The following is a 13568-nucleotide window of genomic DNA, read 5'->3' on the forward strand; positions in this document are numbered from 1 at the left end:
TCGCGTCTGCGGAGTTTTGTGCCGCGCGCAGCGCGGTCGCCGAGCATGGCTCGGCGCTACAGGGCAACGAAAAGGCCGTGGTCTGCACCACGGCCTCTCCTTCATCCGATGAACATCATTCCTACTTGGTGATATCGACGTCCTTGGTTTCACGCAGGAACAGGCCACCGATCACCACCGACATCAGCGCGATCGCGATCGGATACCACAGGCCGTAGTACAGGTTGCCGGTACCAGCCACCAGCGCGAAGGAGATCGCCGGCAGGAAGCCACCGAACCAGCCGTTGCCGATGTGATACGGCAGCGACATCGAGGTGTAGCGGATGCGGGTCGGGAACAGCTCGACCAGGTAGGCGGCGATCGGGCCGTAGACCATGGTCACGTACAGCACCAGCAGCCACAGCATGAAGATCGTGCCCGCAATGTTGATGCGCGCGCTGTCCGCCTTGGCCGGATAGCCGGCGGTGGTCAGGGCGGTCTTCAGTTCGGCACCGAATGCGTCGGCCTTGGCCTTGCCTTCGTCCTTGCTCAGTCCTGCCGCTTCATACGAGGTGACGCTGGCGCTGCCGACGTTGACGATCGCCAGCGAACCCGCGGCTGCCGGCTGCACGTCGTACGGCACGCCCGCCTTGGTCAACGCGGCGGTGGCCACGTCACAGGAGCTGGTGAACTTGCGCAGGCCGACCGGATCGAACTGGAACGAGCAGGTGGACGGATCGGCCACGACCAGGGCCGGCGAGCTGCTGCGGGCCTCTTCGATGGCCGGGTTGGCGAAGTGGGTCAGGCCCTTGAAGATCGGGATGTAGGTCACGGCGGCCAGCAGACAGCCGGCGAGGATGATCTTCTTGCGGCCGATACGGTCGGACAGCCAGCCGAAGAAGATGAAGAACGGCACACCCAACGCCAGTGCGGCCGCGATCAGCAGGTAGGAGGTGGTGGCATCGACCTTCAGCATGCTGCTGAGGAAGAACAGCGCATAGAACTGGCCGCCGTACCAGACCACGGCCTGGCCGGCCGCTGCGCCCAGCAGGACCAGCAGCATCAGCTTCAGGTTGCCGCCCTTCAGGCTGTCACGGAACGGCGTCTTGGAGCCCTTGCCTTCCGACTTCATCTGCTGGAACAGCGGCGACTCACTCAGCTGCAGGCGGATCCACACCGAGATGCCCAGCAGCACGATGGACACCAGGAACGGAATACGCCAGCCCCAGGCTTCGAATGCTTCGTTGCCCAGGAAGTAGCGGCAGGCCAGGATGATCAGCAGCGACATGAACAGGCCCAGCGTGGCGGTGCACTGGATGAAGCTGGTGTACAGGCCACGCTTGTCATCCGGGGCGTGCTCGGCCACGTAGGTCGCCGCGCCGCCGTACTCGCCGCCCATCGCCAGGCCCTGGGCCAGGCGCAGGATGATCAGGATCACCGGCGCGGCAAAGCCGATCGACGCGTAGTTGGGCAGCACACCGACCAGGAAGGTCGAGATGCCCATGATCAGGATGGTGACCAGGAAGGTGTACTTGCGGCCGATGCGGTCGCCGAGGCTGCCGAAGAAGGCCGCGCCGAACGGACGCACGAAGAAGCCGGCGGCGAACGCCAGCAGGGCGAAGATCATGCCCGTGGTTTCATTGACACCGCTGAAGAACTGCTTGGCGATGATGGCGGCGAGCGAGCCGTACAGGAAGAAGTCATACCACTCGAAGACCGTACCCAGGCTCGAAGCGAAGATGACTTTCTTGTGGCCCTTGGTAAGGGTGCCCGCGGGATTGTGCGCGGTGCTGGGTGTGCTGGACATGAGACGCTTCCCCTCCGAAGCAATCGTTGTTGGTAGGTGCCGACGGTGGGTCGGCACTCAGTATCGGTAGCGGCCGACCTGGGTCGGCGCGCCGTCAGAAGCTGTACTTCGTGGTGAACTGCAACCGGGTGATGTCACCCTTGTTGCCGTTCTCGATCTCGCGGCGGCCATACATCAGCTCGGCGCCGACATCGACCTTGGGCAGCGGTGAGTAGAAGATGTTGCCGCGGATGCTCTGCACGCTCTTGGTGACCAGCGGGCCCAGCACGCTGTCGTTGTCGTAGTCGCTGCGCGCATAGATCAGGTTGGTGCGCAGCTTCGGCGAGAACGCATGGCGCCAGCCCACGTAGCCGGCCAGAACGCCGGTCGGATTGAGCTCGTCGCGGGCGATGTCATAGGCCGAGTCGGCGGTGATGCCCAGGCCGATGTAACGCGCGATGCCCTCGCCTCCGGTGAACTGGTAATGCAGCGAATCGCTGTCGCCCATCACCCACTTGCCGCCCAGGGTCAGGCCGCCGGCAACCTTGTCGGCCTTGGCGCCGGTGGTCTGGTTGTCGACCTTCAGCTGGCGGACGATGCCGCCGACGCCGAAGGTGCCCCAGTCGCCCTTCCAGCCGTAACGCATCGTCAGATCCGGCAGGCTGCCGCGATCGGAGTTGGCGCTGGCGTTGGTCCAGGCGCCGGTGACCGGATTGCGGGTACCGGTAAGCGTGGTGGTTTCCGGGTTTTCCAGGGCAACGCTGAAGCCGCCGCTGGTGTAACGCACCTGTGCCTGGCGTACGAAGATCACACCGTCGGTCGGGCCGACGAAGTCGACCGCTTCCGGCAATGCGGCCGCGTCCATGAAGTTGGACCAGGTCTGGCCGGCGAGCCAGTTGTTCCAGTACATGTAGGCATGGCGCAGGGTGACACCGTAGGTGTTGGTGGCGGTCTGGTTGCCGAGCGAGTTGCCGAAGAAGTCCATCTCGAAGAACGCGCCGGCCTTGTTGCCGGACTCGCTCACGTTGTCGATGCCCAGGTTGAAGCGCGAGAACTTTGCGTGGGCGTTGTAGTCGGTGCCCGAACGCCTGCCGTTTCCGCCGGCGCCTTCCACCGGGGTCTGGCCCGGCAGGTACAGCGAACGGCCGGTGGCATCGTCGGCCAGCTGGCCGTCGCTGGTCTGGGTCGCCAGGAAGTCAGCCTTGATGAAGCCACCGATCTTGACCGTGGTACCCGGTGCGGCACCCGGCGTGATGGTGGTGACCTGGATCGGCTGCTTGCCGGCCGGCACCGCCGGCTTCTGCTCGGACTGCACGGTGCGGACTTCGGTCACCGCCTGCTGGGTCTGGGCGATCTGGGTCTGCTGCTGTTGCTGCGAAGACAGCAGCAGCTGGACCTGGCGCTCCAGTTCGGCGATGCGTGATTCGAGTGCTTTCTCTTTGGCGGTCTCTGCGAACGCCATGCCCGGTGCGACCAGGGCGACCAGCAGGCAGGCCGCCAAAGGTGTGCGCACGGCTTTCAACGTACGGTGGCTCATGTTGCCCTCTCTCCCAAGTGGCAAGGTGATGCCGCGCGTGGGGCACGGTCGAGCCGAGACTGCGGGGCACACGCTCGCACCGGCTATTCGCCATTGGTCGAAGCCGGGCCCGCAGGGCGCCCACTTTCGACCATGGTCTAAGCACAGTGGTGACGCGGCCGGGGGTGGATGGGGCAAACTGAGGGGGATCGGTCGTTGCGATGCTGCGACCGCACATACAAAGTCAACGTGCAAGTGAGGGTGCCATGGCTGATATCTACCCCGTCGATCCGCAGTTCGCCGCCAAGGCACGCATCGACAAGACGTCCTACCAACAGCAGTACCAGGCTTCTGTGACCGACCCGGAGGCTTTCTGGGGCAAGGCTGCCGAGCGCCTGCAATGGATGCGCACGCCGACGAAGATCAAAAATGTCAGCTACGACCTGGCGGACTTCCACATCAAGTGGTTCGAGGACGGCGAGCTCAACGCCAGCGTCAACTGCCTTGACCGCCAGCTGGACAGCCGTGGCGACAAGACCGCCCTGCTGTTCGAGCCGGACAGCCCGGACGCACCGGCTCAGCACGTGACCTATCGCGAGCTGTACGAGCGCACCTGCCGGCTCGGCAATGCGCTGCGCAACCTGGGCGTCGGCAAGGGTGACCGGGTCACCATCTACCTGCCGATGATCGTCGATGCTGCCGTAGCCATGCTGGCCTGCGCGCGCATCGGTGCGATCCACTCGGTGGTGTTCGGTGGCTTCGCGCCGAACTCGATCGCCGATCGTGTCAGCGACTGCCAGAGCAAGCTCATCATCACCGCCGACGAGGGCCTGCGCGGTGGCCGCAAGGTTCCGCTGAAGGCCAACGTCGATGCAGCCCTGAAACTGCCGGGCACCAACACCGTGGAGACCGTGCTGGTGGTGCGCCACACCGGCGGCGCGGTGGACATGCAGGCCCCGCGCGACCGCTGGTTCCATGACGTCGTGGACAGCCAGCCCTCCACCTGCGAGCCGGAGCGCATGAACGCCGAGGATCCGCTGTTCATCCTCTACACGTCCGGTTCCACCGGCAAGCCGAAGGGCGTGCTTCACACCACCGGCGGTTATCTGCTGTACGCGGCATACACCCACGAAGCGGTGTTCGACCTGCGCGAGGACGACATCTACTGGTGCACCGCCGACGTCGGCTGGGTCACCGGCCACAGCTACATCGTGTACGGCCCGCTGGCCAACGGCGCAACCTCGCTGATGTTCGAGGGCGTGCCGAACTACCCGGACACCTCGCGTTTCTGGAACGTCATCGACAAGCACAAGGTGTCGATCTTCTATACCGCGCCGACCGCCATCCGTGCACTGATGCGCGAAGGCGAGGAGCCGGTGAAGAAGACCTCGCGCGCCTCGCTGCGCCTGCTCGGCAGCGTCGGCGAGCCGATCAATCCCGAGGCCTGGCGCTGGTACTACGAGGTGGTCGGCGACAGCCGCTGCCCGATCGTCGATACCTGGTGGCAGACCGAGACCGGCGGCATCCTGATTTCGCCGCTGGCCGGCGCGATGGACCTCAAGCCGGGGTCGGCCACCCTGCCCTTCTTCGGCGTACAGCCGGCGCTGGTGAACGCCGATGGCGAGATCCAGGACGGCCCGACCGAAGGCAATCTGATCATCCGTGATTCCTGGCCGGGCCAGATGCGCACGGTGTACGGCGACCACCAGCGCTTCATCGACACCTATTTCCGCACGTATCCGGGCAGCTACTTCACCGGCGACGGTTGTCGCCGCGATGAGGATGGCTACTACTGGATCACCGGCCGCGTGGACGATGTGATCAACGTGTCCGGCCACCGCATCGGCACCGCCGAGGTCGAAAGCGCGCTGGTCTCGCACCCGAAGGTGGCAGAAGCCGCCGTCGTCGGCTTCCCGCACGACGTGAAGGGCCAGGGCATCTATGCCTACGTCACCCTGGTGGCCGAGGAAGCGCCGAGCGAAGAGCTGCACAAGGAGCTGATCGCATGGGTGCGCAAGGAAATCGGGCCGATCGCCACCCCGGACCACCTGCAGTGGGCACCGGGCCTGCCGAAGACCCGCTCGGGCAAGATCATGCGCCGCATCCTGCGCAAGATTGCCGAGAACGCGCCGGACCAGCTCGGCGACACCTCGACCCTGGCCGATCCGTCGGTGGTGGCGTCGCTGGTGGACGAACGCAAGGTACGCTGACGTACGACCCGGGGTCGGACCCCTTTCCGCAGGGAAAGGGCTCTGACCCCAGGGGCCTGGCCCCCGAACAGTTTCCCCACGGTTCCCCCCGACCATGACCACCCTCCTGATTGCAGATGACCACCCGCTGTTCCGCGAAGCCCTGCGCGGGGCCGTACAGCGGGTCATCCCCGGCGTGCAGCTGTTCGAGGCCGACAGCGTGGAAGCGCTGTACGCGCTGGCCGACCAGCACAACGATGCCGACCTGGTCCTGATGGACCTCAACATGCCGGGTGCACAGGGCTTCAACGCACTGGTGCACATGCGTTCGCTGCATCCTCACCTGCCGGTGGTGGTCGTCTCCGCGCGGGAGGAGGCCACGGTGATGCGCCGTGCACTCGATCACGGTGCGTTGGGCTTCATCCCCAAGTCCGCCGACTCGGACACCATCGGTCATGCGCTGGGCACCATCCTCGACGGCGAGACGTGGGCCCCGCCGGAAGCACACAACGTGCCACCCACCGAGCGCGAGGAACGCGAGGTCGGCCAGCGCCTGCGCGAGCTGACGCCGCAGCAGTTCCGCGTGCTGCAGATGCTGGGCGCCGGCCGCCTGAACAAGCAGATCGCCTACGACCTCAACGTCTCTGAAGCAACGATCAAGGCACATGTGACCGCGATCCTGCGCAAGCTGGGCGTGACCAACCGCACCCAGGCGGTGCTGATGGCCGGCAAGCTGGCCATCGACGACGACGCGATCGTGCTGCCGCCGGAAGAAGACTGACCGTGCCGGGCTGCGGAGCCGAGCACGGGGTCTCGTGATGCCCTCGTAGAGCCGAGCCCATGCTCGGCTGCTCTTCGCCTCAATGCCAATCATGCATCAAGCGGCCATCGACTCCAGGCATAGGGGTACTCCGCGATACGCGTCGCCAACCCTGCACGCACGGGATTGGCCGCAATGTATCTCGCCTGCGTGTGCAGGCATTCATCACTGCGCAACGCATGGTCGTAGTACCCCGGCTGCCAGATCGGCACGTTCGCATCAACGCGCGTGGCGATGGATCTTCCACTCCTGGACTTCAGGATCTGCATGCAGCCGGCCAGCGTGCCGGTACGCAACTCCATCAACCAATGCAGGTGGTCGGGCATGATCACCCAGCCCAGGGAGAAGGTACGACCGGTCCGCTCTACCGTGCGCAGGGCATCGATCAGCAGCTCAACGTTGGCCTTGTCTATGAACCAGGGACGACGCGCGTGCGTTACCGTGGTAAGCGCATAGACATTGCCGGTATGCGACCAACGACCATAACGAAGTGCGGGACTGGCCATGCGAAGAGGCTATGGCACGCATGACAGCCTCTCCATCAGTGCAACACCGCAATGCCTGTCAGCCAACACCCTGACGTAGAGCCGAGCACGGGCTCGGCTCTAGAGGTAGCCCCTGCTCAGCCCACGCCGCGCAGGTGTTCGTACAGGATCGTCGCGCCGATGATCAGCAGGATCGCGCCGCCAATGATCTCGGCACGCTTGCCAACCATGCTGCCCAGCACGCGGCCGAGCATGATGCCGACGGTGACCATTGTGAGCGTGCACAGGCCGATGACCGCCGCCATCACGCCGATATGGACATCCATGAACGCCAGGCCGATACCCACCGCCATCGCATCGATGCTGGTGGCGAAACCCGTCAGCGCCAGCTTCCAGAAGCCGTGGTGCTGCGAGGGGTCTTCATCTTCTTCACCCTCATCCGGACGCAGGCCGTTGTAGATCATGTGGATGCCCAGCGCGCCGAGCAGGCCGAAGGCGATCCAATGATCGAAGGCTTCGACGTACTGCAGGGCGGCGCGGCCGAGCAACCAGCCGATGATGGGCGTGATCGCCTCGATGACGCCGAAGATGATGCCGGCACGCAATGCATCGCGGAACACCGGCTTGCGCATCGCCGCACCTTTGCCGATCGCCGCGGCGAAGGCATCGGTGGACATGGCAAAGCCGATCAGGAGGATCGAAATGGGGGACATGTGTGCTTGCTGAGGTCGGGCTTGGACGGACGCACGGCCTGCGCTCGCGCCCAACCTGACGTTGCGCGCGCGGGCCGCTGGTCTCGCCAACCATCATGGTTGTCCACGCCACGGCGCACTGGCCGAGTATGTTGACGTGGACGATTCCTGCGTAGGAATCCGGCTACTCCCCAAGGGGACGCGAAGCTTAGCATCGCGATTCGCGTGTGGCACATTTCTGGTGAAACGCGCAGGCAGGGCTGGTTTGTATAGCGATGGCTATATCAGCGCCGCACTGCGCATGGCGCCGAGCATGGGCTCGGCTCTACCGTTGCCCATCAGGCTTCGTTGCTGCCGGCATCGCGCAGCGCGCCCAGGAAGGCGCGCAGCGAGGCCGGCTTGATCGGCTTGGTCAGCACCCGATAACCCCGCTCGCGCGCCATCCGCTTCAGCTCATCGCGACCATCGGCAGTGAGCAGGGCGCCGGGCAGCGGATAGCCCGCTGCCTCGCGCAGTGCCACCAGTGCGTCCAGGCCATCCATGCGGTCATGCAGGTGGTAATCCACCAGCATCACCTGCGGGCGCTCGGCAATCTTTTCCAGCGCCTGATCGACGGTGGCGGCGGTGATCACCTGCACCTGCCAGCGACCCAGCAGCGCACGCATGCCGTCGAGGATTTCCTCGTCATTGTCCACGCACAGCACGCGCAGGCCGGCCAGCGAATCGCTGCGCACCGGCGCGGCGGCCGCCTGGACCGCCGCGGCAGGCTCGGTGTAGCCCGGCAGAGGCGCCACGCGCGGCAGGATGATCGAGAACATCGACCCGCTGCCGACGCGGCTGCGTGCGTTGAGCCGATGGTCCAGCAGGCGCGAGATGCGCTGGCAGATCGACAGGCCCAGGCCCAGACCCTGCTCGCCCCAGTCGAAGGGCTGCTGGTAGCGATGGAACTCATCGAAGATCTGCCGCATGTGATGCTCCGGGATGCCGGGGCCGGTATCCCACACCTGCAGTTCCACTTCCTCGCCCCGGTGGCGTACGGCCAGCACGATGCGGCCCTGCCGTGTGTAGCGCAGCGCGTTGGCCAGGAAGTTCTGCAGCACACGCCGCAGCAGGCGCCGGTCGCTGCGCACCCATGCCGGCCGCGCGAACAGATCCAGGCGCAGGCCACGGCCGGCGGCAACCGGCGTGTACTGTGCGGCCAGCTCGCGCATCAGCGCGCTGACGTCGAACTCGCCGATGACCGGATGCAACCCACCTGCATCCAGCCGCGATACGTCCAGCAGGCCATCCAGCAGCTCCTCCGCCGCGCGCAGCGAGGCATCCACGCGCTCGGCCAGATGCTTCTGCTCGTCGCTCACATGGACGCTGTCACGCAGCGCCGAAGCGAACAGGCGCGCGGCATTGAGCGGCTGCAGCACGTCATGGCTGATCGCGGCCAGGAAGCGGGTCTTCGACTGCTGGGCGGCTTCAGCTTCGTGGGAGCGCTCGGCGACGCGCTGTTCCAGCGTTTCGTTGGCTTCCAGCAGCGCCTTCTCGGCGTGCTTGTAATCGGTGATGTCGTTGTAGCTGGTCACATAGCCGCCGCCAGGCAAGGCCTGGCCACGCATCTCGATCACCTTGCCATCGCTGCGCGTGCGCTCGAACACGTGCGGTGAACCGGCGCGCATGTAGCCGATGCGGCGGTTGATCTGCACCTCGATGTCGCCCTCGCCCAGCTCGCCCCGTTCGGCGTTGTAGCGGATCAGGTCGGCCACCGGGCGGCCCACGTACAGCATGCCGTCGGGGTAGCCGAACATGTCCTGGTAGCGGCGGTTCCACGCCGTCAGGCGCATGTCCGGATCGACCACGCTGACACCTGCACTGATGTTTTCCAGCGTGGTGGACAGGATCTCGCGGTTGAAGCGCAGTTCCTGCCCGGCTTCGTCCAACACCGCCACCACCTCACCCAGGTCCATGCCGGAGCCGCGCAGCAGGCTGGTCAGGAGCAGGCGCGCGGAGGCGGCACCGATCGACGCGGCCAGCAGGCGCTCGGTGAACTGCACCCAGGGCCGGTCGGCCGGCGCGGAAGACTGCAGTTCGCGGCCCAGCGACTGCGCCTGCTCGAAGAACGAACGCCGCGCATGACGCTCGCCCACCACGCGCGAGGCCAGCGCCAGCAGGTCGCCCACATGCACGTGGCCGGGCCAACCGCCGGCGACCGAGGGGCGCTCGGCGTACGGATCGAGGAAGGGCGCAGCACGCAGTCGCTCGTCCACCCCCGGCCGCCAGCGTGCGGACACCAGCATCATCGTTGCTGCATTGACCAGCAACGACCAGAAGGTACCGTGGGTCAGCGGATCCCAGCCGGTCATGCCGAACAGCTGCTGCGGGCGCAGCCATTCGATGCCGAACGGGCCCTGCTGGACCCAGCCGGCGTCGACCCATCCCGCCATGGTCATCGCCGGCAGCAACAGGGTATAGAGCCAGGTGGCGAAGCCGAGCAGCATGCCGGTTTCCACGCCGCGGCGGCTGGCGCCACGCCAGTACAGGCCGCCGATCAGGCCCGGTGCGAACTGCGCTACCGCGGCGAACGCCATCAGGCCGTAGGACGCCAGGGTGCTGTCGTTGCTGCTGCTGCGGTAGTAGCTGTACGCCATCAACGCGAGCAGCAGGATCGCCAGGCGGCGGATCCACAGCACGCGCGAGGCCACGTCGGCTGCTTCCTGGTGATCGCCACTGCGGCGCAGCAGCACCGGCATCACCAGATCATTGCTGACCATGGTGGCCAGCGCGATGGACGAGACGATGACCATGCCGGTGGCGGCAGAGAAGCCACCCACATAGGCGACCAGCGCCAGAGCGTTGCGGCCCTCGGCCAGCGGCAGCGCCAGCACCATCGCATCGTCGGCGACGCTGCCGCCGGTGCCGAACAACGTGACGCCCGCGGTGGCGATGGGCAGCACCATCGCCGAGATCAGCACCAGGTAACCACCGAACATCCAGCGTGCACGGCGCACGTCGCGTACATCGCCGCATTCCACCACCGCGACATGGAACTGGCGCGGCAGGCAGACGATGGCAAGGAAACTGAGCAGGGTCTGCGAAATGAATCCCACCGGCGGCAATCCGGTGAACAGCGTATGCACCGACTCGACCACCGCATCGGTGCGGTCGGTCAGCCACACATAGGCGAATACGCCAACGGCGAGCATCGCCAGCAGCTTGATCACCGATTCCAGCGCGATCGCCAGCATCATGCCGTGGTGATGCTCGGTGGCATCCACCTGGCGCGTGCCGAACAGCGTGGCGAACAGGGCCATCAGCAGGGCGACATACAGTGCGGGATCGCTGAAGAAGCCGGTCGGGCCGGTGTTGCCGGTCAGCACCTGCAGGCTCATCGCCACCGCTTTGTACTGCAGGGCCAGGTAGGGAACGATGCCGATCAGGGCGATGATCGCCACCAGCGCGGCCAGGCGCCGCGAGCGGCCGAAGCGCGAGGAGATGAAATCGGCGATGGAGACCACGTTCTGGCTGCGGGCGATCAGAGCCAGGCGCTCGATGATGCGCCAGCCGAACAGCAGCAGCAGCAGCGGCCCGATGTAGATCGGCAGGTAGCCGATACCGTTGCGCACGGCGGTGCCCACCGCGCCATAGAAGGTCCAGGACGAGCAGTACACGGCCAGCGCCAGGCTGTAGACCACCGGCCGCAGCCAGGGCCGGTCCGGGTACATCGGCCGACGGTCGCCCCACCATGCCACGCCGAACAGCAGTGCGGCATAGGCAACCGAGACCAGCAGCAGGATCCAGCTGGAGACCACGCGCGCGTTTCCGTCAGAGGAACCCGCAGTGTAGGCCAGAGGTGGCCAGACGTACGGGCTCGTTGGGGGCAACACCCCCCACCGGCGTGGGGGGCCTACGCGGTGCGGGCCACGACCGGGGTCGTGGCCGGCGTCTTACTGGGCCGGAACGCCCATTTCCTTCAACAGTTCCGGCGCCGGGTAGACCTTGGCCAGCAGCCAGCGCAGATAGCGCATGTCCACGTGCACGGCGCGCTTGTAGCGTGGATCGAACCACCAGCTGGCACTGACCGATTCCCAGTTGCTGTCGAAGTTCAGGCCAATCAGTTCACCCTTGGCATTGAGCACGGGCGATCCCGAGTTGCCGCCGGTGGTATCGAGGTTGGTCAGGAAGTTGACGGTCTGTGTCTTCAGGGCCGGATCGGCCGTGCTGCCGAAATCGCCCTTGGCGATGGCGGCCAGCAGCGGAGCCGGCGCATCGAAGGGATAGGCGTTGGTGTTCTTCTCGACGATACCGGCCACCGTGGTCACCGGCGAGTAGGTCACGCCGTCACGCGGGTGCAGTGCCTCGACCTTGCCGTAGCTGATGCGCAGGGTACGGTTGGCATCCGGATACACCGCGCGGCCCTGCTTGGCACGCCAGGCGAACAGCGCCTGCATGTAGGCCGGGCGCAGGCGCAGCTGCTCGCCTTCGCGGGTCTTGCTCTCGTTCTCGATGCGCAGCTGCGCCGCCACCAGCGGCGCGGCCACTGCGATCAGCGGATCGGGTGCCAGGGCCTTGCCTTCGCGCGCAGCGGCGAAGCGCGAGAGACGCTGCGCCTCGTCGCCCAGCCGGGTGCTGGCGTAAAGCGTGTCCAGCGCCTGCGCCAGCTGCGCCGGGGTGCGGCCGAAGGCGGCATCGAACTCGGCCACGCGCTGCGCGTCCGGCAACTGCTGGTATCGCGTAAGCAGGGTGGTCAGCAGGGCCTTCTCGACCTCCGCTGCATACCGACGCTGCACCTGCTTGAGGACGCCCTCGATCATCGCCTGGTCGCGCTGCTGGTAACCGCTTTCGCGCTGTGCATCCGGCTTGGCCGACTCGATGCGCAGGCGTTCCAGCAGCAGCGCCGAGCGCAGCAGCTGGCTCTGGTTGGCCATCTGCTCCAGCAGCAGGTCGCGCTCACCCACCGCCGCACCCTGCGAGAGATTGGCCAGCAACGCCTGGATGTCACTCCGGTACCGGCGGTCGGTGGCCGTTAGCATGGCCGACTCGTCGGCAGCGCGCTGCGCCTTGGCATCGCTGCGCAGCAGGCCTTCCAGCTCACCGGCGGCGCGCTTGCGGTTGTTCTTCAGCGACTGCAGCTGCGAAGCGTAACGGGTACGCGCCTGCGCGTCCTTGGCAGTTGCCACCTCGATGGTGTCGATCATCTGCTGGAACACCGATACCCGGCGCGGCAACACCGCATCGACCTGGCTGGCGAACTCGGCCGCGGTTCGGTGGCGGTAGGTGATGCCCGGGTAACCGGCCAGCATCGCGTAATCGCCCTCCTTCGGACCTTCAACGGACATCTTCAGGTGCGCCGGTGGCTGATAGGGCACGTTGTCCTTGCTGTACGCGGCCGGCTTGCCATCCTTGCCGACATAGGCACGCAGCAGAGTGAAATCGCCGGTATGGCGCGGCCACATGAAATTGTCGATCTCGTCGCCATAGTTGCCGATCGCACGCGGCGGCGCGTAGACCAGGCGCACATCGCTCAGTTCCAGCTGGGCGATGCGGTAGAAATCGGTGCCGTAGTACATGTTGGCCACCGAGCAGCGCACGCTGCCGTCCTTCTCGCACTCCGCCACGATCTGCTTGCTGGCCGCATCGACCGCATCGAAATACGCACGGCCGGTCTTGCCGCGGGCATTGGCCAGCACCTGATCGGTCACCTTGTCGAAACCGACGGTGACCAGCACGCGGAAGTCCGGATTGGCCGGCCGCTCGTCGGCGCGCCCCTGGGCGATGAAGCCGTTGTCGATCAGGTTGTGCTCGGGCGAACTGTTGTACTGGATCACGCCCATCGCCACATGGTGGTTGGTCAGCAGCAGTCCGTCGGCGGAAACGAACGAACCGGTGCCGCCGCCGGCCCGCACCACGGCGCTCAGCGGCGGTGCGGTGACGTTGGCCAGGTCGGCCGGATCGCCCTTGAAGCCCGCTGCGCGCAGCGGCTTGGCCAGCTCCGGCAGCTGGGTCGGCATCCACATGCCTTCATCGGCGTGGGCGCCCGCAGCGAGGGTGAGGCCCAGGGCCAGGGCGGCGGGAAGGGTTTTGCGTGGCGACATGAGGCGATCCAGTACGACAGA

At 66.2% G+C, this 13568-nt stretch carries 8 protein-coding genes and 1 riboswitch; of the genes, 2 read left to right on the plus strand and 6 right to left on the minus strand.

Features of this window, described 5'->3' with window-relative positions; translation table 11 throughout:
* Positions 1-121: 121 nt before the first annotated feature.
* A complete protein-coding gene (locus ACVOKU_RS07070; protein ID WP_053517700.1) occupies positions 122-1786 on the minus strand; it encodes an MFS transporter in 1665 nt (554 codons plus the stop codon).
* Positions 1787-1880: 94 nt separating this feature from the next.
* Positions 1881-3302, minus strand: a complete 1422-nt coding sequence (locus ACVOKU_RS07075) for a DcaP family trimeric outer membrane transporter (protein WP_197571679.1) — start codon at positions 3300-3302, stop codon at positions 1881-1883.
* A 245-nt stretch (positions 3303-3547) separates the two neighbouring features.
* Here ACVOKU_RS07075 and acs point away from each other — a divergent pair, with 245 nt between their 5' ends.
* Both acs and ACVOKU_RS07085 read left to right on the plus strand, forming a co-directional pair.
* The gene (gene acs, locus ACVOKU_RS07080; RefSeq protein WP_053517697.1) at positions 3548-5491 is read left to right on the plus strand and encodes an acetate--CoA ligase; all 1944 of its coding nucleotides are present in this window, start codon (positions 3548-3550) and stop codon (positions 5489-5491) included.
* Between the two features lie 94 nt (positions 5492-5585).
* Complete coding sequence (locus ACVOKU_RS07085; protein ID WP_005411662.1) at positions 5586-6251, plus strand: response regulator transcription factor; 666 nt, start codon at positions 5586-5588, stop codon at positions 6249-6251.
* 89 nt (positions 6252-6340) lie between these two features.
* On the opposite strand, the gene ACVOKU_RS07090 is transcribed toward ACVOKU_RS07085, so the two are convergent.
* From ACVOKU_RS07090 to ACVOKU_RS07105, 4 genes are all read right to left on the minus strand, one after another.
* Complete coding sequence (locus tag ACVOKU_RS07090; protein WP_481559492.1) at positions 6341-6796, minus strand: REP-associated tyrosine transposase; 456 nt, start codon at positions 6794-6796, stop codon at positions 6341-6343.
* Between the two features lie 116 nt (positions 6797-6912).
* Positions 6913-7488: a manganese efflux pump MntP gene (locus tag ACVOKU_RS07095; protein WP_481559493.1), complete on the minus strand. Its 576-nt coding sequence runs from the start codon at positions 7486-7488 to the stop codon at positions 6913-6915.
* 88 nt (positions 7489-7576) lie between these two features.
* Positions 7577-7666: riboswitch (yybP-ykoY riboswitch) on the minus strand.
* Positions 7667-7805: 139 nt separating this feature from the next.
* A complete protein-coding gene (locus tag ACVOKU_RS07100; RefSeq protein WP_481559494.1) occupies positions 7806-11264 on the minus strand; it encodes a hybrid sensor histidine kinase/response regulator in 3459 nt (1152 codons plus the stop codon).
* A gap of 135 nt (positions 11265-11399) precedes the next feature.
* Entirely contained in the window at positions 11400-13547 is a 2148-nt protein-coding gene (locus ACVOKU_RS07105) for a S46 family peptidase (protein ID WP_481559495.1), read from the minus strand.
* Positions 13548-13568: the final 21 nt, after the last annotated feature.

The sequence above is a fragment of the Stenotrophomonas sp. STEN147 genome, assembly GCF_056757995.1.

Coding starts and splice junctions, on each gene's coding strand:
- ACVOKU_RS07070 (WP_053517700.1), bottom strand. CDS start 1,786: ATGTCCAGCACACCCAGCACCGCGCACAATCCCGCGGGCACCCTTACC.
- ACVOKU_RS07075 (WP_197571679.1), bottom strand. CDS start 3,302: ATGAGCCACCGTACGTTGAAAGCCGTGCGCACACCTTTGGCGGCCTGC.
- acs (WP_053517697.1), top strand. CDS start 3,548: ATGGCTGATATCTACCCCGTCGATCCGCAGTTCGCCGCCAAGGCACGC.
- ACVOKU_RS07085 (WP_005411662.1), top strand. CDS start 5,586: ATGACCACCCTCCTGATTGCAGATGACCACCCGCTGTTCCGCGAAGCC.
- ACVOKU_RS07090 (WP_481559492.1), bottom strand. CDS start 6,796: ATGGCCAGTCCCGCACTTCGTTATGGTCGTTGGTCGCATACCGGCAAT.
- ACVOKU_RS07095 (WP_481559493.1), bottom strand. CDS start 7,488: ATGTCCCCCATTTCGATCCTCCTGATCGGCTTTGCCATGTCCACCGAT.
- ACVOKU_RS07105 (WP_481559495.1), bottom strand. CDS start 13,547: ATGTCGCCACGCAAAACCCTTCCCGCCGCCCTGGCCCTGGGCCTCACC.